Annotated in this window: 14 protein-coding genes; 10 read left to right on the plus strand and 4 right to left on the minus strand. The window is 72.5% G+C overall.

All coding sequences use genetic code 11. The features are described 5' to 3' along the window. Positions 1-55 precede the first annotated feature (55 nt). The gene (locus ACY34I_RS01355; protein ID WP_462751641.1) at positions 56-571 is read left to right on the plus strand and encodes a M14 family zinc carboxypeptidase; all 516 of its coding nucleotides are present in this window, start codon (positions 56-58) and stop codon (positions 569-571) included. 131 nt (positions 572-702) lie between these two features. Here the strand turns inward: ACY34I_RS01355 and ACY34I_RS01360 are convergent, their stop codons facing one another. Further along, positions 703-1,920, minus strand: a complete 1,218-nt coding sequence (locus tag ACY34I_RS01360) for an RNA-guided endonuclease InsQ/TnpB family protein (RefSeq protein ID WP_462751643.1) — start codon at positions 1,918-1,920, stop codon at positions 703-705. Next, positions 1,921-2,319, minus strand: a complete 399-nt coding sequence (gene tnpA / locus ACY34I_RS01365; RefSeq protein ID WP_462751645.1) for an IS200/IS605 family transposase — start codon at positions 2,317-2,319, stop codon at positions 1,921-1,923. A 124-nt stretch (positions 2,320-2,443) separates the two neighbouring features. On the opposite strand from tnpA, the gene ACY34I_RS01370 reads away from it, so the two are divergent. Together ACY34I_RS01370 and ACY34I_RS01375 are read left to right on the plus strand one after the other, a co-directional pair. Beyond that, on the plus strand, positions 2,444-3,283 hold the full coding sequence (locus ACY34I_RS01370) for a proprotein convertase P-domain-containing protein (protein WP_462751647.1): 840 nt from the start codon (positions 2,444-2,446) through the stop codon (positions 3,281-3,283). 76 nt (positions 3,284-3,359) lie between these two features. Further along, positions 3,360-4,589 carry a ricin-type beta-trefoil lectin domain protein gene (locus ACY34I_RS01375; protein ID WP_462751927.1) on the plus strand — a complete coding sequence of 410 codons (1,230 nt, stop codon included), beginning with the start codon at positions 3,360-3,362 and terminating at the stop codon, positions 4,587-4,589. 86 nt (positions 4,590-4,675) lie between these two features. Here the strand turns inward: ACY34I_RS01375 and ACY34I_RS01380 are convergent, their stop codons facing one another. Together ACY34I_RS01380 and ACY34I_RS01385 are read right to left on the minus strand one after the other, a co-directional pair. Continuing rightward, positions 4,676-6,859 carry a WD40 repeat domain-containing protein gene (locus tag ACY34I_RS01380; RefSeq protein ID WP_462751649.1) on the minus strand — a complete coding sequence of 728 codons (2,184 nt, stop codon included), beginning with the start codon at positions 6,857-6,859 and terminating at the stop codon, positions 4,676-4,678. Between the two features lie 5 nt (positions 6,860-6,864). Then, complete coding sequence (locus ACY34I_RS01385; protein ID WP_462751651.1) at positions 6,865-10,464, minus strand: TIR domain-containing protein; 3,600 nt, start codon at positions 10,462-10,464, stop codon at positions 6,865-6,867. A gap of 96 nt (positions 10,465-10,560) precedes the next feature. Here ACY34I_RS01385 and ACY34I_RS01390 point away from each other — a divergent pair, with 96 nt between their 5' ends. The 7 genes from ACY34I_RS01390 to ACY34I_RS01420 all read left to right on the plus strand — a co-directional run bounded on the left by ACY34I_RS01390 (position 10,561) and on the right by ACY34I_RS01420 (position 19,877). Then, complete coding sequence (locus ACY34I_RS01390) at positions 10,561-11,793, plus strand: ArsB/NhaD family transporter (protein WP_462751654.1); 1,233 nt, start codon at positions 10,561-10,563, stop codon at positions 11,791-11,793. 271 nt (positions 11,794-12,064) lie between these two features. After that, entirely contained in the window at positions 12,065-13,426 is a 1,362-nt protein-coding gene (locus ACY34I_RS01395; RefSeq protein WP_462751656.1) for a M14 family zinc carboxypeptidase, read from the plus strand. 743 nt (positions 13,427-14,169) lie between these two features. Next, on the plus strand, positions 14,170-15,102 hold the full coding sequence (locus tag ACY34I_RS01400; RefSeq protein ID WP_462751658.1) for a glycosyltransferase family 2 protein: 933 nt from the start codon (positions 14,170-14,172) through the stop codon (positions 15,100-15,102). Further along, entirely contained in the window at positions 15,099-16,418 is a 1,320-nt protein-coding gene (locus tag ACY34I_RS01405; RefSeq protein ID WP_462751660.1) for a hypothetical protein, read from the plus strand. The genes ACY34I_RS01400 and ACY34I_RS01405 overlap by 4 nt, the downstream gene beginning before the upstream one ends. After that, on the plus strand, positions 16,415-17,530 hold the full coding sequence (locus tag ACY34I_RS01410; RefSeq protein WP_462751662.1) for a GNAT family N-acetyltransferase: 1,116 nt from the start codon (positions 16,415-16,417) through the stop codon (positions 17,528-17,530). The genes ACY34I_RS01405 and ACY34I_RS01410 overlap by 4 nt, the downstream gene beginning before the upstream one ends. Then, positions 17,527-18,837 (plus strand): nucleotidyltransferase family protein, encoded by a 1,311-nt coding sequence (locus ACY34I_RS01415; RefSeq protein WP_462751664.1) that lies wholly within the window; start codon positions 17,527-17,529, stop codon positions 18,835-18,837. Before ACY34I_RS01410 ends, ACY34I_RS01415 begins: the two co-directional genes overlap by 4 nt. Continuing rightward, a complete protein-coding gene (locus ACY34I_RS01420; RefSeq protein ID WP_462751666.1) occupies positions 18,834-19,877 on the plus strand; it encodes a phosphotransferase family protein in 1,044 nt (347 codons plus the stop codon). Before ACY34I_RS01415 ends, ACY34I_RS01420 begins: the two co-directional genes overlap by 4 nt. Positions 19,878-19,894 lie beyond the last annotated feature (17 nt).

Raw genomic sequence — 19,894 nt, forward strand, 5'->3', positions numbered from 1 at the left:
GACCGCGCCCGCCGCGCCGCGCCCACCCCCGTCCACCAGCCCGCCGGGAGGCCTCGTGCTGCTACGGACCAGTGCCCTGCGTACCGCCCTGCTCGCCGGCGTCACGCTGCTGGCCACGGCGGCGGCCGCCGCCCCGCCCGCCGCCGGAGCACCCGTGGGGCCGGGCGCGGGTGCCCACGCCGACCCGGACCGGGCAGCGCCGTACCGGGTCACCCACCTCAAGTCGAAGGCCGACGTGGACGCGGTCGCCCGCACCGGCGCCGCGATCGAGCACATCGAGCACGGCGAACTGACCGTCACGGCCACCCCCGCCGAGGTACGCGCCATCCAGCGCCTCGGCCTGCGTACGGTGGCGGTGTCCACGCCGGACGCCTCGGCGATGGCCTTCCCCGCCCCCGACGCCGCGTACCACGACCACGCGGAGACGCTGGCCGCGGTGGACGCGATCGTCGCCGCCCACCCGGCGATCGCCAGCCGGCGGGTCATCGGGAAGTCGTACGAGGGCCGGGACATCGTGGCGCTCAAGATCTCCGACAACGTCCACCGTGGTGAGCGGGATAAGCGCCGATGAGTACGCGACCTACCAGGCCATCGGCCAGCAGATGGCGGCGACCAACGGGTACACGCCGGAGCAGGCGAGCGACCTGTACTTGACTTCCTCCCCACGCCTGGAGGCGAGGGATTCCCGTGGCTGAGGCGCGTTCACGCCGCGAGCCGTTCGGGTGGTTGGCGTTTCGCAGACAGCCCTGCGGCGAGGTCTCCACGCCCTGTTACCGCCAGCCCGGCGGCGAGGATGTTCTTGGCCGCGTTCACGTCGGCGTGGTCCTGGTGCCCGCAGGCGACGCACCGGAAGACCGCTTGGCTCTCACGGGACTCCGGGGCGACATGCTTGCAGGCATTGCAGGTCTGCGACGTGTACGCGGGGTTGACCTTCTCGATCTTTGCTCCGTGATAGCGGGCGGCATGCTCCAGCTTCAGCAGGAACCCACCCCAGCCCTTGGACAGGATGGCCCGATTCAGACCAGCCTTCTGACGCACGTTGCAGCCCGGCTGCTCGACGATGCCCTTGGCGCTGGCGGTCATGTTCTTGATCTGCAGACGCTCGACAACAACCAGGCCATGGTCGCGCACAAGTTGTACGGCTTCCTGCGCGACGAAGTCGACCCGCCGGTGCCGGATGCGGGCGTTGAGCCGGCCGATCTCGGCGCGTACCTTGTCGCGGCGGTTCGACCCGCGGTTACGGCCATGAACCCGCAGCGACCGCGACAGGCGCTGCTGCAACCGCTTGAGCCGCGACGCCTCGCCTGGAGTGACAAAAGCCCGGTCGCCCAGACCCCCGTCAGAGGTGGCCACCGCCACGGCCACACCACGATCCACACCGACCGGCGGCCCACCGTTCGGCGCCGCCTCGGTCACGCCGTCCTCGACGCAGAACGAGACGTACCAGCGCCCACCATCACGGGAGACCGTGGCGTTACGGACGACGCCACCCAACGGGCGGGTCCACCGGAACCTGACCGGCCCGAACTTCGGCAGGCGTACCTCACCCCACCGGTGGTTCAGCCGCCGCACCGCAATGTGATTCGGGTCGGGGAAGCGGAACGACGGTGTCGTACGGGCCTTGGACCGCCAGCGCACCTTCCACGTGCCATGCGTCTTACACGCCCGGTCCAGGTCCCGGAGGGTCTGCTGCAACACGTGCGACGGTGCGTCGGCCAGCCACGCACAGTCCGGGTCCTTCTTCGCCTCGGCCACCTGCCGGGCCTGCTCGTTGTAGCCGATGAACACGCCACGGCGGCGGTACTCACGCCGCTGCTCCAGGCCCGTGTTCCACACCGCCCGACACACCGCACCGACCTGTTCGGCGTAGGCGGCCTGCTCGTCAGTGAACGCAAGCAGATAGCGGCGGCCGGTCAGCATTCAGCGGCCCTTCTGCTGCTCAACGTACCGCTCCACCGCCGCCAGTGGGGCACCGCCGGTGGTCGACACAAAGTACGAGTTCGTCCACAGGGTAGGCAGCCGGGAACGCAGCGACGGGAACTCCTCCCGCAACACCCGCGACGTCCGTGCCTTGACCGCCTTGACGAGCTTGTGGACACCGAACTGCGGGTCCACCTCGACCAGCAGGTGAACCTGGTCGGGCATGACGTCCAACGCCACCAGCCACGCCCCTTTCTCCTCCACCACCTCCCGGACGAGCTCCTGCAACCGCTCCTCGATCCGACCGCCGAGCACCCTACGTCGGTACTTCGGGCACCACACGACGTGGAAAGCGCACTGGAAGACAACGTCACTGCTCGACCGCAGAGCAACGGACACCCGTGCAATATACAGCCTTGTGCTACCTACTGTCCGTCCGAGACTGACGCGCTATCCCCACAGCTAAGCCGGGAGTCTGCGCGCTACGCATTTCGGTCATTGACGGGTCGGTCGACGACTGGTTGTGGGCCAGGAGCGGATCTTCACGTGCACCTTCGAGCTGTCCCCGGTCGGCCCGGATCCCGGCTTCTACCCGCCCGCCTCGGACATCCCGACCGCGACCGCGCGCAACCGCGAGGCCGTCCTGATGTTCGGCGAGTACGCCGACTGCCCGTACCGGGCGATCGGCAAGGCGTCGACCTACTGTGCGGCGGCTGACGACTTCACCATGAGCGCCAGTCCGGCCAGCGGCACGGTGAGCGCGGGCGGCTCGGTGACCACCACGGTGACCACCACGACCACGGCCGGCAACCCGCAGCAGGTCACGCTCAGCGCCAGCGGCCTGCCGGCGGGGGCGAGCGCGGTGTTCCTACCGCCCACGGTGACCTCGGGCGGCTCGGCGACCATGACCGTCACCGTGCCGGCCGGCGCCCTGCCGGCGAGCTACGCGGTGACCGTCACCGGCACCGGCACCGGCACCACCCGGTCGACCGCCTACGGGCTCGGCGTCGACGGGCGGGCCGGCTGCACCGGCAGCAACGACACGGACGTGGCGATCCCCGACCTGTCCCCGGTGCGGAGTACGATCACGATCGGCGCCTGCCCCGGCAACGCCGCCGCGGCCAGCGCCGTCGAGGTGCACGTGACCCATCCGTACGTCGGTGATCTGACGCTGATCCTGATCGCGCCGGACGGCAGCGAGTACGTGCTCCGGGACCGGGTGGGCGGCAGCGCGGACAACATCGACCAGACCTTCCCGGTCGATCTGTCCGGCGAGGTCGCCAACGGCGCCTGGCAGCTGAAGGTGTACGACGCCGCGGTCAACGACACCGGCACCCTCACCGGTTGGAAGCTCTCGCTCTGACCGGGGTGGGTCCGCTCTCGACGAGTCCCGCCCGGCGCAGCCGAGGCGAGCCGGACGATTGACGGGAGGTATCCGTCTGCGCAGCATCCGCGCCATCGCCGTCGCCCTCGCCGGCGTGGGCCTCACGGTCGCCCTCACGGTGACCACGAGCACCCCCGCCGCGGCGGCGCCCGGCGCCGTCACCTGGGCCGACGAGTTCGACGGGGCGGCCGGCGCGCCGCCGGACGCCGGCAGGTGGCGCTACGACGTCGGCGGCGGTGGCTGGGGCAACAATGAGCTGCAGTACTACACCTCGAGCACCCGCAACGCCGCCCTCGACGGCAATGGAAACCTGGTGATCACCGCCCGCCGGGAGAACCCGTCCGGCTACTGGTGCTGGTACGGCAGCTGTCAGTACACCTCGGCCCGGCTGGTGACCGCCGGCACGTTCACCCAGGCGTACGGGCGGTTCGAGGCGCGGATCAGGATCCCCCGGGGGCAGGGGCTATGGCCGGCGTTCTGGATGCTGGGCAACGACATCGCCGCCAACCCGTGGCCCGACAACGGCGAGATCGACGTCATGGAGAACATCGGCCGGGAGCCATCCACCGGGCACGGCAGCCTGCACGGGCCGGGCTACTCCGGTCGCAACGCGCTGACCGGCCGGACCTCCCTGCCCGGCGGCCAGGCCCTCGCCGACGCGTTCCACACCTACACCGTCGACTGGGCGCCCGACTCCATCACCTGGTACCTCGACGGCGTGGCGTACTCCCGCAAGACCCCGGCGGACGCGGGTGGCGACCGGTGGGTCTTCGACCACCCGTTCTTCATGGTCATGAACGTGGCGGTCGGCGGCAGGTGGCCCGGCTCCCCGGACGGCAGCACGGTCTTCCCGCAGGCGATGGTCGTCGACTACGTCCGGGTCCAGGCCTGGAACAACGCCGGCGATACCGGCGGCCCGATCGCCGGCCACGGGAACAAGTGCGTGGACGTCGCCGGCGCGAACATCGCCAACGGCACGGCCGTCCAGCTCTGGACCTGCAACGGCACCGCCGCCCAGCGCTGGAGCTGGCACGCCGACGGCTCGGTACGCGCCCTCGGCAAGTGCCTCGACGTCACCGGCGGGTCGACCGCCAACGGCGCCCGGGTGCAGCTCTACGACTGCAACGGCACCGGCGCACAGCGATGGGTGTTCACCTCCGCCGGGGACATCGTGAACCCGCAGGCCGACAAGTGCCTGGACGCCACCGACGTCGGCTCCGCCGACGGCACCCGACTCCAGATCTGGGACTGCACCGGCGGCCCGAACCAGAAGTGGAGACGCTGACCGGGCCCGACCGCCTCCGGCCCGGCGCGCGAGTCGCGCCAGGTCACCGACTGACGCGACGCGCCGGGCCGGCTCGCCCCGCCGGCTCAGAACGGCGCGTCCACCGACAGCCGCCGCACCTGCGTGAGGTACGGGTCCAGCTCCCCCACCTCGAACCGGCAGGTGCCGATGACGTGCCAGAACTGGCCGCCCGGGTCGCCGTCCAGTTTGTACCGGCCGTCGGGGCTGACCGCGGCCCAGCCGTCCGGCAGGCCGATCAGGGTGGTCCGCAACTGCGCGTGCTCCGGGTCCGCGACGTCCCACAGCCGGACGGTGCCGTCGTCCCCGGCGCTGGCGAGCAGGCTGCTGTCCGGGCTGAACGCCACCGACCAGACCCGCCGGGTGTGCGCGGCAAGGGTGCCGTGCAGCCGGCCGGTGCCCGGATCCCAGAGCCGGATGATCAGGTCGTCGCCGGCGGTGGCGAGCAGCGCGCCGTTCGGGCTGAACGCGCAGGACCAGAGCCGGCCGGTGTGCTCGGTGAGCACCGTGCGCCGCTCGCCGGTGAGCACGTCCCACACCACGGCGGTGCCGTCGTTGCTGGCGCTGGCGAGCAGCGTCCCCTCGGTGTTGAAGGACACCCCGTACACCCGGTCGGTGTGGTGTTCGAGGGTGAGCCGGCAGGTCGCGGTGGCCGCGTCCCAGAGCCGGACGAGGCGGTCGTCGCAGCCGGTGGCGATGGTCTCGCCGTCCGGGCTGAACGCGACCGCCCGCACCCGCCCCTGGTGTGGGGTGAGCGTGGCGAAGTGCCGGCCGGTGCGCCGGTACCAGAGTCGGACGGTGTCGTCGTCGTTGGCGGTGGCCAACGCGTCGCCGTCGGGGCTGAACGCGGCCGCCCAGACGTGGTCAGTGTCCACGTTTAGTTCGCGCTCGTCGACGCCGGTGTCGGTGTTCCACAGGTGGACCCCGCCGTCGCCGCTGGGCGAGGCGACCAGCGACTCGCCCGGGCAGAACACCGCGGAGAGCAGCCGGTCGGCCGGGCTGGCGAGCTGCCGCACCAGCCGGCCGGTGCGCGGCTCCCAGAGTCGTACCACGCCGTCGTTGCCGCAGGCGGCCAGCACCTCACCGTCGTCGCGGAAGGACAGCGCGGTGACCCGCCGGCCGTGCCCGCGCAGGGTGTGCTGGAGCTGCCCGGTGCGGACGTCCCACATCCGGGTGGTGCCGTCGTTGCTGCTGCTGGCCACCTGCGCCTGGTCCGGCCGCCAGACCACCGGCCAGACCGAGCCGCGGTGCCGGGTCAGCTCGTGCCGGGGCTGGCCGTCGGCGGTGTCCCAGAGTTGGATGGCGCCGTCGCTGGCGGCCGTGGCGAGCAGGCTGCCGTCGCCGTTGAACCGGACGCTGTAGATCGCGCCGCGCTGCCGGCCCAGCACGCGCACCGGCCGCCCGGTCTCCACCTCCCAGAGGCGGATCGCGCCGTGGGTGTCGCCGGTGGCCATCAGCGCGCCGTCCGGGTGCACGTCGAGGGCGTACACGTCGGCCTCGTGGCCGCGTGGCTGGCGCAGCAGCTCGCCGTCGGCGGCCCGGCGGATCCACACCCGGCCGTGCTGGCCGACCGCGACCAGCGACCGGCCGTCCGGGGTGTGCACCACCCGGTAGACCACCTCCGGCTCCCGCGCCTCGAAGGCGAGGTCGCCGGAGGTGATGTCCCAGCCACGGATCACGCCGGCGCTGTCCACCACCACGACCCGTCGGCCGTCCGGGCTGAACGAGGTGCCCCAGATGGGCGCGGCGTGCCCGGGCCACTTCTGACGCAGCCGGGCGGTCCGGGTGTCGTAGAGGCGGACCACTCCCGCCGCGTCGCCCACCACCAACCGGCCCCGCGCCCCGTCGGTGAGCAGCGGCCACACCCAGCCGGCGAAGACGTCCTCGATGACGTGCCGCACGTCGCCGTGGTCGGCGTCCCACAGCCGTACGGTGAGGTCGGCCGCGCCGGTGACCAGCTGGTGCGAGGCGGCGTCGAAGCGGACCGCGTACACCCGCCCCCGATGGCCCTGCAGGGTACGCACCGGCAGGCCGCTGGCGGTGTCGCAGATCAGCACGCCACCGTCGTCGCTGCCGACGGCGAGCACCGCCCCGTCCGGGCTGTACGCGACCGGCACCGGCAGCCGGCCCACCTCGAAGCCGTAGGAGACGCCGACGGCGGGTGGGGCCAGGCCCGGCGCCACCGGGCGGCCCGGGGCGACCACCGCGCCACGCAGCTCCGGCGCGCGCAGCAGCGCCGGGTCGGCCGTCACGTCGATCAGGGCGGCCCGGTGCCAGCTGCTGCCGGTGATCTCGGCGCCGCGCAGGTCGGCGCGGAACAGCCGGGCCCCGGCCAGCTCCGCCCCGCGCAGGCCAGCCGGGCCTGGTCGAGACGGGCGCCGCGCAGCCGGGCGTGCTCCAGCCGGGCCTCGGCCAGGTTGGTGGCGACCAGGCGGGTGTCGGTCAGGTCGGCGGACGTCAGGTCCGCCCCGGTCAGCTCCCGGTGGGACAGGTCCTCGCCGCGCAGCACCGCGCCGCGCAGGTCGGCCCGGTCGGGCAGCCGCAGCCGGGCGCTGAGCCGCAACGCGTTGGCCCGGACCGTCTCCCCCGCCGTCTCGTCCCCGAGCACCCGGGAGGTCCAGGCCGTGCACCGGGCGGAGTCGGCGAGATCGCCGAGGAACTCCACGGTGAGCGCCGACAGCGGGCGCACCGCCAGGGCCGCGGGCTCCTCCCCCCGGTTGATCTGGGCGGCGATCCCCTCGGCGACCAGCCACTCCATCACCGAGGTGTGGATGAACCCGAACAGGCCGTCGTCGGTCCGGATCAGCAGGCTGCCGGCACCGACCGCGTGCACGGCCTGCGGCCCGGACAGCCGGGACTCCGCCAGCCCGGCGAGCTGGCCGGCGGTCTCGGCCAGCTCGGCCAGCCGCAGGTAGGACTCCCCGCTCTCCCAGAGCTGGAACGCCAGCCGGCTCACCGCGTGCCACAGCTCGGGGCGGCGCAGGCTCACCGGCGCCCCGGGCACCCCCTGGGTGCGCCGCTCCTCGAAGTCCAGCCAGGACTCCAGGATCTCCCGGTAGAGCGCCGCCGCGCTGAACGCGCCGCCGGCCCCCGCCACGGCCGCCAGCCGACCCTCGTCCAGGTTGGCGATGAAGCCCAGCATCCGCGGGTTGCGGGACAACCCGAGCAGGTCCTTCACCCCGGCGAGCAGGTCCAACCGCTGCCGGGCGGCCCGCTCGTCGCCGCCGTATCGGTGGCGCAGGAAGGTCTCGATCTGCCCGGGGGTGAAGTCCTCGATGGCCAGCACCCGGCGGTGCGGCAGCAGCCCGACCCGCTCGCCCAGGGCGGTCAACACCTGCGAGTTGGTCTTGAAGTGCTGGGTGCGGCTGCTCACCACGATCTTGGCGTTGCCCTCGGCCGCCTGCAGCAGCGTCTCCAGGTGGTCGGCCGCCCGGTCGTACGTCACCCGGGCCACCAGCTCGTCGAAGCCGTCGAAGAGCAGCACGATCCGCCCCTGGCGGAGCATGTAGCGGAAGGCCTTGAGGTCGATCACCTGCTCGCCGTGGTTGGCCAGGTGCGCGGCCACCAGGCCGTCCACCGAGTGCGCCTTGTCCAGGGCGCGCAGCTCCACCAGGATCGGGATCAGGTCGGGAGCGGCGGTGGGCAGCCGGCGGGCCACCTCGCGCAGCGCGAACGTCTTGCCCCGGCCGAAGTCGCCGAGCACCAGCACGAACCGGCCGTCCGGCGCAGAGGCCAGCTCCAGCAGCTCGTCCACCACGTCCTCGCGGACCCGCTGGTCCGCGCCGACCAGGTGCCGGTAGCGCTGCGGCACGTACTGGCCGGGGGGATAGAGCCGGTCGGCCTGGAGCCGGGCGGTCTGCGCGGCCACGTATTCGCGCAGGTCGAGCAGGCCCTGGAACTCGGTCAGGTGCAGCACCCGTACGCCACGCCGCTGCGCCGCCTCGGCCAGCCCGCGCGGCGCCCGGTCGCCGTCGTAGACCAGCTCGGAGGGGATGTCCGGATCGGTGGCGTGCACCCGCCGGGCGAAGTGGTCGACGTCCGCGGGGGACGGGGTGCCCACGTGCGCGCCGACCCGCTGCTGCCGGATCACCCCGTCGGACCGGTAGGTGACGAACAGGTGCGGCGGCTCGGCCGACACCCGGCGGACCAGCACCCGGTCGTGGCGCGCCTCGCAGACCTCGGCCAGCCGGTCCAGCAGCCGGTCCAGCGGAGCCGGCGGCACCACGGCCGGCGCGGCGGCCCGCCCGTCGGCCGGCGCGGCCTGGGTGGGCCCCTCGGCCGGGGTGGGCAGCCGCGGGTCGGGCACCTGGGCCGGACCGGTCGCCCCGAACGTGGCCGCCGCCCGCGGCCAGGCGGCCGCCGTCGGCTCGCCCACGTCGTGCCGGTCGTCGCGGCCGAGCACCCAGCGGGTCATCCCGTCGGCGGCGAGCCGCAGCACCTGCGCCCGGCCGTCGCGGGAGGCGGTGGCCACCGGCACCACCGGGTCGACTCGCGCGCCGGACGCGGCGTCGGACAGGAGCAGGTTGAGCATCGGACCGACCAGGCGGTGGAACGAGGCGCGGTCGCGCAGCGTCACCCCGTCCGGGACGGCCAGCTCGTCGGCGTACGGGGTGCGCCCGCCCGGGGCGTGCGCCATCGCGCCCAGCCGCAGCCAGCCGGACTGCTGGTAGTGGCGCAGCCGCTGGGCGAACCAGGTGGACTGGGCCTCGCCCAGGAAGCCGTACCGGTCCTCCTCACGGTGGGTGATCGCGATGGTGGAGTTCAGCCCGGCCACCACCACCCGCAGGTCCGGCACCGGGAACAGCGTCCACGGCTGCTCGCTGTCGAAGATCCGGTCGTCGAGGCCCTGGTAGAGCTCGTCGAAGAGCCGGGCGTAGTGCCGCCACTTCGGCCAGTACGGCGGCTGCGGGTCGACGTCGTCGGCCTCGCAGGTGGCGAAGTAGGCACGGCTGGCCGCCATGGTGACGTCACGCGGGCCGGGCACCACGACCAGGCGGTGCGGCTCCAACCCGAGCAGCACCCGCAACCCGGTGAGAAAGGTGAGCGCGTCGGAGAACTCGCGTGGGCTGCCCGACTCGGTCAGGTTGCCGGCCACCACCAGCAGGTCCGGCCGGGGCACCCCGTCGTTCACCAGCAGGGTCAGGTCACCCATCAGGTGTTCCTGCAGCTCGCCGGGGGTGACCGGGGCGCCCGGCTCGATCACGCCCCGGCCGAAGCGCGGCCCGGCCACCTGGAGCACGGTCAGCGTGCCCCGGGCCGCCGGCACGGTCGCCGCCGCGGGCGGGAACGGCGGCGGGTTGATCGGCGTACGCCGGGCGCGGCGTGGCGCGGGCGGACCGGCGACGGGTGCGGCGAGCACCCCGGCCGGGTCGGCGGGATGGTGCGGGAAGGCCGGTTGCCGGACCGGCTTGGCCCGCCCGTCGAGCGCCTCGCGGATCCGGTCGAGCACCCGGGCCCGCGCCTGCCCCGGGTCGGTGACCCCGACCAGGTCGACGTACGTGATGGTGGCGAGCAGCCCGTCGATCGGGCAGTCCTCCACCCGGACGGTGACCAGCTTGTTGCCGGTGCCGTCCGGGTCGGCGCGCAGCGCGGCCTGCCACTCCAGCTTCCCGTACGTGGAGTGCAGGTAGCGTTCGGAGAGGACGGCGACCACGACGGCCGCCTCCCGCACCCCACGGTCCATGAAGTCGATGAAGTTGGTGCCGGCGACGAAGTCCCACGCCTGGAGCAGGGTGCGGTAGCCGGCGGCCTCGAACTCCCAGGCCAGCCACGTCGCCCAGCGCTCGTCGGCCGGCGAGTAGCTGATGAAGAAGTCGATGGGGCGGTCGGACCGGGTCGGGTGCGCGCCTACAGCCACCCGGTCATTATGGCCACCCATCGTCAATTCGTGGGCACCCTCAGCAGCCGTGTGGGGCGCGGCCGGGCGAGCGCGTGTGTGCGAGGATCACGGGTCGTGGAGACCGTCGGCGAGCCACCGTCCGCCGCACCGGACCGATCCCGTTGGGGCCGGCTGCACGTACTGGACTGGATCGCGATCGGGCTCGCCGCGGGTGGCGTCCTCTGCGTCCTCACCGGACTGCTCCCCCGCGCGGACGCCGAGGCCACCGTACGTCGGATCATCCCCATCCTGATCTTCCTCGGCACGGTGGTGGTGCTGGCCGAACTGACCGCGGTGGCCGGGGTCTTCGACGCGCTCGCCGCCCGGGTGGCGATCACCGCGCGGGGGAGCTACCGCACGTTGTTCTGGCTCTGCGTCGGCTTCGCCTCGGTCACCACCATCGCGCTCAACCTGGACACCACCGCCGTCCTGCTCACCCCGGTGATGATCGCGCTGGCCCGCAAGCTCGGCGTGCCGCCGACGCCGCTGGCGATGACCACGGTGTGGCTGGCCAACACGGCGAGCCTGCTGCTGCCGGTGTCCAACCTGACCAACATCCTGGCCAGCGACCGGATCGGGCTGGCACCGGTGCCGTGGGCGGCCCGGATGTGGTGGCCGCAGCTGGTCGCCATCGTGATCACCATGCTGCTGCTGTGGTGGTGGTACTGGCGACCGGCGCGGGCCGGCGCCGACCCGTTCGTCCCACCGCCGCCGCACGTGCCGCCCGACCGGGTGTTGTACCGCACCGCGTTCGGCGCGTGCCTGCTCTTCGTCGCCGGGATCCTCGTCGGGGTCGAGATCGGAGTCGCCTCCGGGGTGGCCGCGGCGATCCTGGTCGCCGGTTTCGCCGTGCGCGCCCGGCGCAGCCTGACGCTCCACCTCGTCCCGTGGCGGCTGCTGGTGTTCGTCACCGGGCTGTTCCTGGTGGTGCAGACCATCGGCCGGCACGGCCTGGACACCGGGATGGGCACGCTGATCGGCACCGACCCGGGCGCCGAGGGCGCGTTGCGGGCCGGCGCCGTCGGCGCGCTCTTCGCCAACGTGGTCAACAACCTGCCCGCGTACGTGGCCGGCGAGGCGGTCATCGCCGTCGACCATCACACCCAGTTGCTGGCCCTGCTGGTGGGCACCAACGTCGGGCCGCTGGCCACCCCGTGGGCGTCGCTCGCCACCCTGATCTGGTACGAGCGCTGCCGGGCCGCCGGGGTGGCCGTCCCGCTGGGCCGGTTCGTCGCCACCAGCGCCGTCCTCGCCGTGCTCGGCACCACGGCCACCGTCGCCGCCCTGCTGCTCGGCTCGCCGGCCTGACCGCGGCTGCCTCGGTTGACCGCCCGGCACCGGGCCCTCGCCGGTCACCGTGGCCACGGCGACGGCCACGCGCCGGCCGCCCGGGCGGCACGTCGCCTGCCGCATGCTCTTGACCAGCGGTGACGGGTGTCGATACGGTCGCTTGATCTTGCCCTGGGGACGGCAGTCCGGGCGGCGGCGCCGAGCCTGGCGACCTGGCGGACGGAGGTGAGGCGCCGGTCTCGCTCGCCCGCCCTTGTCCATGCAACGACAGCAAGGGGATGAATGCGAAATGTGGATCAACAAACCTGGCCGGCTTCCCTGGCGGGCGGTGCTGTCGGCGGCAGCCGCGGCGTGTCTCGCCGGCGCTGGGCTCGCGGCCCCCGCGGCAGCCGCCCCGGTCGCCGCGACCGAGTCGGCGCTGCCGAGCGGCAACACCACCTACCGGACGCTGGCCGACTACGAGCGCGACATGGAGACGTTGGCGCGTGAGCACTCCGATCTGGTCAAGCCGCTGACGCTTCCGTACCCGACGTCGTCGGGCCGGCTGGTCCGCGGCATCGAGATCTCCCGCGACGTACGGAACAACGACGGCAAGCCGGTCTTCGTCACGGTCGGGATGCATCACGGCAACGAGTGGCCGAGCGGTGAACTGGTCATGGAGTACGCCGTCGATCTGGTGCGCAGCGCCTCCGCCGGCGATCCCTACGTCTCGTCCCTGCTGGACCGCGCCCGGCTCGTGGTCGTACCGGTCGTCAACGTGGACGGGTTCGTGCGCAACCGCCGGCAGACCGACACCAACGTCGACATGAACCGCAACTACGGGTTCGGCTGGCTGCCGATCTCGACGGGCGGCGCGGCGCCCTGGTCCGAGCCGGAGGCGCGGAACATCGAGTGGCTGCTGTCGACCCGGCAGGCCACCACCTTCGTCACCCAGCACACGTGCATCCAGGTCGTCCTCTACCCGCCCCTGCAACTGGCGGCCGGGCCGACCCAGGACGTGGCGCGGTTCGAGGATCTGGCGACCAGGATGGCCAAGCGCTACGGCCCGAACTACATCGCGCGCGACTCCGCCCACGACTACGAGACGACCGGTGAGGCCATCGACTGGGCCTACTTCGCCACCCGCGGGCTGGCGCTCACGGCCGAGACCTGCCCCGACCGTGGCGTCGCGAGGACGTTCCAGACCCAGGTCACGGACGCCTACCCGGCCCACCGGCTGGCGATGTTCGAGGCGTTGGAGAACACCGCCGACCCGGCGCAGCACGCGGTCATCGAAGGCAAGGCACCCAAGGACGCGGTGCTGCGGATCAGAAAGTCCTTCGACATGTACACCCAGCCGTACCCGCAGCCGGACGGCACCACGCGGCCGAGCGGGTTCCCCACGACCCTGACCTCCGACCTGGACATCACCCGGCCGAACGGCAAGTTCCGCTGGGCGGTCAACCCGTCGTACCGGCCGGTGCCGCCGTACCAGGCCGACGGCGTGCACCCGAACCAGACCGGCTTCCACGCCGAGCCGTGGACCCTGACGTGCGAGCGGCCGGACGGCACGGTCCTGCAGCGGACGCCGGTGAACGTCGACCTGGGCCAGACGGTCACGGTCGACCTGCAGCAGTGCATCCGCAACTTCCACAAGAAGGACCCGAGGTAACACCCGCGGTGCCGGCCGGTTCCGACGCGGCTCGGAGCCGGCCGGCACGCACTGATCAGGTACGGCAGGGCTGCCACCGCCACAAGCCCCTTACCGCCCCGCCCTACAAAAACGGTCTTACCAGGCAATATTGAATAGCATTGAATGCTGACCCCAAGTGCAGTTGAGCAGCGTGTTCGAATCGGGGGGACACCGCCAGCGCCCTGGGCAGGAAAATGTAAAACCGCAGGTCAGAGCGGCAGCATTCAGGACAGTTCATGCTGGCGGTCGGCGCCGACCGCCCGCTCAGTACGTCGTTGATCACCCGCCGGCTGCCCGATCGCCGGCTCAGCGCCGGCGGCACCTTCACGGCGTCGCATCTCGCGGCGATCCCGTTTGGCAGCTTCGCGTGCACGGCTGCCGCTCGTGCGGGCGCCACCAGAGTGGACATCAGCCGACCGTCCGACTCGGTCGGCCGCGCGTGCACCCCTCCTGACGCGTCGTGCACAATCGACCTGATCCATCACATAGTTCCGGCGTGTTCCTCTTTGCGCCGTGTTAGCTTTTCCTCCAATTCATCTCGACCCAAACCAGGCCGAATCGGCACAAACCGGACATTCGGTATTTAAGGGTCGATAGTGCTCACGCATTACGGGGGAAGAGGAGCTGATGGGAAGTAGATGGATTGTCACCGCCGGCCGCGCAGGGGAGCCCGACTTCGCACCGCGGAGCGGCCGCACGGCGCCGGCCAAGGAGGGGATCCGGTGACCCCGTACCGGGAGGGCATCGACACGCACGTCCCCAGCCAGCCGTCCGAGCCGGCGCTCACCGCACCGTCCGGGCAGGGTGACCGGACACTGAGCATCCTGCGGATGCGGGAACGGCCCGCGGACGAGGCCGGAGTGGTCGACGCTGGTCCCGATCGGCAGACCGTGAGCGTGGTCATCCCGACGCTCAACGAGGAGAAGAACATCGCGTGGGTGCTCGAGCGCATGCCGCCGATCGTCGACGAGGTGATCCTGGTCGACGGGCACTCGTCGGACCGTACGGTCGAGGTCGCCCGCGCCATCCGGCCGGACATCGTGGTGCTGACGCAGCACTGCCGAGGCAAGGGCGACGCGTTGCGGGTGGCGTTCGCCGCGGCCACCGGCGACCTGATCGTGATGATCGACGCCGACGGCAGCATGGATCCCGGCGAGATCCACCGCTTCGTCACCCCGCTCAGGAACGGGTACGACTTCGTCAAGGGCTCCCGGTTCCTGGCCGGCGGCGGGTCGACCGACCTGACTCCGCTGCGCCGTAGCGGCAACCAGGTGCTGGTGCGGTTGACGAACAGCTTCTTCCTGGTCCGCTTCACCGACCTGTGCTACGGCTTCCTGTCGTTCCGCCGTGACTGCCTGCCGGCGCTCGCCCTGACCGCGCATGGCTTCGAGATCGAGACCGAACTCGTGGTTCACGCGCTGAAGGCGAACCTGCGCATCGCCGAGGTGCCGAGCAACGAGCTCCCCCGCCGCTGCGGCATCTCCAACCTGCGCACCTTCCGGGACGGTCAGCGGGTGCTCCGCACCCTGATCCGGGAGCGGGTCGTACGGCGCCCTCGACCGGTGGTGGACCCGATCGACCACCGCGTGCTGCAGCGGTGGCAGCCCCCCGCCGGCGAGTCGACCAGCCCGACCCTGAGCGAGGTGCCCCGATGAGGACGCGTTTCCGGCGGCGCGCCTGGGTCGCGCGCGGTGTCTACGCCCTCGCCCTGCTGCTGGGCCTGCCGCTCGGCGTCGCACCCCTGCCCGGCGGGCTCGCCACACCGGCCAGGGCGGCTACCGGCGACATCGGCTACGTCGGTCCGTCCACCTCGGGTGACGGCTCGGCGGCGACCGGGGAGAAGCCGGAGAGCAAGCTGTGGTGGAACGACGGCGCCTGGTGGGCGGTGCTCTTCCACACCAGCAGCCAGACCCACCACATCTTCCGGCTGGACCGCTCCAGCCAACAGTGGGTCGACACCGGAACCGTGGTCGACAACCGGCCGAAGACCCGCTCCGACGCGTTGTGGGACGGCACCCGGCTCTACGTCTCCTCACACGTGCGGGCCAGTTCCTCCGCGGACGCGGCCGCCGGCAACCCGGCCCGGCTCTACCGCTTCAGCTACCACGCCGCGACGAAGACCTACACCCGCGACACCGGCTTCCCGGTGCAGATCAGCAACTACTCCAGCGAGACCCTCACCATCGACAAGGACTCGACGGGCGTGCTCTGGGCGACCTGGACGCAGGGCTCGAAGGTCTACGTGAACAACACGACGGGCGGGGACGCGGTCTGGGGCGCCCCGTTCGTGCTCCCGGCCGACGCCGCCGCGGACCTGCCCAGCGACGACATCTCGTCGGTGGTGAGCTTCGGGGGCTCCCGGATCGGCGTGATGTGGAGCAACCAGTCGAGGTCCGCGGTGTACTTCGCCGAGCACGTCGCCGGCGCATCCCGCTCCACCTGGGGCGTCTCGCGTACGGCGGTCCAGGGTCCGAACAGCGCCGACGACCACATCAACCTCAAGGCGCTCGAGGCCGACGCCTCGGGACGGGTCTTCGCGGTCATCAAGACCAGCCTCGACGACGCCGGCGCCACGACCTCGGCGCCGCTGATCATGCTCCTCGCCCGGGACACGTCGACCGGCAACTGGTCCAGCTACCAGGTGGGGCGGATCAAGGACTGCCACACCCGGCCGGTTCTGCTGCTCGACTCCGAACATCAGATGCTGTACGTCTTCATGACCGCGCCGGACACCGGATGCCCCTACACGGGCTACCCCGGCACGATCTTCATGAAGAGCTCCCCGATGGGCGGCATCGCCTTCCCCGACGGCCGCGGCACCCCGGTCATCAGGGACGCCCTCTCGCCCAACATGAACAATGTGACGAGCACCAAGCAGAGCGTCACTAGCGCCACCGGCATGGTCATCCTGGCCAGCAACGACGTCACCCAGCGTTACTGGCACGCCGACATCCCGCTGGGTTCGTCGTGAGCGCCGGGACCACCCTCGAGCCCCGCCTCGGACCGGCACCCGGGGACCCGCGACCGCTGCGGGTGACGAGTCCAGCCCCGGTCGAAACGTGGGAGCAGGTGCTCGCCTCCGCACCGAACGCACTGCCCAGCCAGACGCCGACCTGGCTCCGCTGCGTGTGCACGGTCGAAGGTTACGAGGACGTCTCGCGCCTCTACGAGACCGTCGACGGAAGGCGGCTCGTCCTTCCGCTCGTACGGCGCCCGGGACTCGGTCCGATCCTCGCGACGGACTTCGGGCTCCCCGTCGGCTGGGGACCGGGCGGGCTGGTCTGCGACGGCGGCGAACTCCGCCCGGAGGACGTCCGCATGGTGGTCGCCGACCTGGCACAGCGGCACGTACTGAGCACCCTGGTCCGCCCCGACCCGGCAACGGCCGGGACGTGGGACGCGGTGGTGCCGGCGAGCGTGCTGCGCGAGGAGCGGATGACGCAGACGGTCTTCCTCGACGGCGGCTTCGACGAGGTCTGGCGCAAGCGGTTCCGCAGCGACACCCGCAACCGGATCCGCCGCGCGGAGCGGGCCGGCGTCCTCGTCGAGTGTGACGACACAGGCGGGCTGGTCCCGGTCTTCCATCGGCTCTACGGTGAGTCCGTCGACCGCTGGGCGCGGCGGGACCGGCTCCCGCTCCCGCTCGCCCGGCGGCTGGCGGCCCGACGCGAGCCGCACCGGAAGCTGGAGACCGTCGCGGCCAGGCTCGGCTCCCGGTGCCGGCTATACGCCGCGTACCACGAGGGACGGCCGGTCGCCGCGATCGTGGTGCTGCTCGGGGCGACGACGGCGATGTACTGGCGCGGCGCGATGCTGGAGAAGCTCGCCGGCCCCGTCTACGCCAACTACCTGCTGCACAAGACGGCGATCGCGGACGCGATCGAGGCCGGGTGCACGGCCTACAACATGGGCGACTCGGCACGGGTGTCCTCGTTGGAGCTGTTCAAGAGCCGCTTCGGTGCCGTCAGCCAGGACTACGCCAGCTACCGGATCGAGCGGGTGCCGATCACCCCGCTGGTCCAGCGCGCTCGGGGCGGCGTACGGCGGATCCTGGCGCTCCGACCGGTGCGGAGCAGTGCATGATCCGTACGCCGCCGGGCCCGCCGACGGCGGTGGCGGGCCGTCCCGAAGCGCCGCGGCCGGCGGAACCGGCCACGGCCGCCCATGGCCTCGCCCGGGGGGTGCTGGCCGGCCTCGACGAAGCCGGCGTTCGCTGGTGCCTGCTGCGCGGCGGCCCGGAGGCGCTCATCGCCCCCGGAGACCTGGATCTCCTGGTCGCGCCGGCCGATCTCGCACGGGCCGCGGCCGTCATGGCGGAACACGGCCTGGTCCGGCTGGCCAGTCGCGGCCGGGGCAGTCACCGCTTCTTCCTCGGGCTCGACCGGTCCACCAGTTCGTGGGTCGAACTCGACCTGGTGACAGAGCTTGCCTACGGCCGTCACTTCGAGGTGCACGCCCTCGCCGCCGACCAGTGCCTGGACCGCCGGGCACGCCAGGACGACGTGTGGGTGCTCGCACCCGGCGACGAGTTCTGGGCGCTGCTGCTGCACTGTGTGCTCGACAAGGGCCTCGTCGCCGACCACCATCTACGCCGGCTGCGACAGCTGGAGGACCACGCCACGCTCGACGGTCCACTCGCCCGGGCGCTACCGGACCGGGCGGCCCGGATGCTGCTGGCCTACTGGCGGGCCGGGCGCCCGGCAGCGCTGCCGGCCGTACGTCGGCGGCTGCTCGCCGCGTGCTGGTGGGCCCGTCCGGCCAGCGCGGCCGGCCGTTTCGTCGGCTCGGCCACCCTGCGCTCGATTGAGCGGCCGTTGCAGGCGTGGAGCCGTCGCGGTGCCGCCGTCGCCCTGATCGGCCCCGACGGATCGGGCAAGTCGACCCTGGCCCAGGGCATCGAGTCGGCGTTCTACTTTCCGGTACGCCGCGTCTACATGGGACTGTGGCCGTCGCACGAGGCCCCGCGCAGCACCGCCGAGCAGGGCGTACGCATCCTGCTGCGCCCGTTCACCGTGTGGCGTCGCTACCTGGCGGCGGTGCGCCACCGGGCACTGGGCCGAATGGTGGTCTTCGACCGCTACGTCTACGACGCCCTGCTGCCGCCGCGCGGGCCGCTGGTCTGGCTCAAGCGGCCGTACTTCCAACTGCTGAGCCGACTCTGCCCGGCACCCGACGTGGTGCTGCTGCTGGACGTGCCAGGTTCGGTCATGCACCGCCGCTCCGGGGAGTACGACCCCGAGCACCTCGAGCGGGAACGCGAGCAGTACCGGCGGCTGCGCCGGCGTGTTCCGCACCTGGAGCGGGTGGACGCCGACCGGACGCCGGAGCTGGTGCTCGCCGATGCGCTCGGCCGGATCTGGCGGCACTACGTCGAGCGGACGGCCCGGTGAGAGGCGCCGTGCAGTGGGCGCAGCCGGTCCTGCGGGACCGGCTGGCCTGCTGGCTGCACCGGCCCGAACGGAGCTGGACCGCCGCCGTGGCACCTCGCCTGGTCGCCCGGGCGACCGCCACCGACGACGCGCGGTGGCGGACCGAGTCCGTCGCCTTCACCAGTACGTCGGTCGCCGTGGCCACGGTAGGGGGCCGCGGGACCGACGGGCGCTTCATGGTCAAGGTGCCGTGGACCGGCCGGGCCGTCGAGGGCCTGCGGCGCCAGGCCGCGGTGCTCGAGCTGCTGTGGACGCACCCACGTCTGCCCGGCCTGCGCCCGCTCCTGCCGTTCTGCGCGGCGCAGGGAGATGTCGAGGGGCGCTACTACTGCGTGGAGGGGGCGCTGCGGGGCGCTCCGGCGAGCGGGATGATGCTGCGGCGTGCCCGGCGAGCCGCGCTGCTCGCCTCTGCCAGCCGGGTCATCCGCGACCTCCACCGGCGCACTCGGGAACGGACCCTGCTGGACCGGGCCGCGGTGGCGGAGTGGGTGGACGTCCCGCTCCGGCGGCTGGAGGTGTTCGCCGCAACCCGCCCGCGATGTGCCCGGTTCCTCGACACGGTCTGGCGACTACGGGAGGAACTCGTCCTCGCCCTCGTCGGCCGCACCGTGCACACCTCCTGGATCCACGGCGACCTCTGGCCCGGGAACCTGCTGGCCACCTCCCCGGACGGCCAGGTGACCGGGATCGTCGACTGGGACCAGGCCTCGGCCCGCCAACTCCCCCTGCACGACCTGCTGCACCTGCACGTCCTCGCCCGTCGGCTGGCCCGCGGCGACGAACTCGGCGAGATCGTCGTCGAGGCACTGCGGCACGGCATCGACCGGACGCTGGACGTCCCCGCCGACGAGGCGGCCGACTGGCTGGACGGCATCCCGCCCCGACCGGCCCTGCTCCTCTACTGGCTACGCCACATCCTGCTCTTCATCGACTCGGAAGGTGACCATGACGATCCACGCTGGATCCGCGGCAACGTCGAACGCGTCCTCGCCAACGTCTGAGCCGGTCGCCGTCCTGG

This window comes from Micromonospora sp. RTBAU3-60, assembly GCF_054963695.1.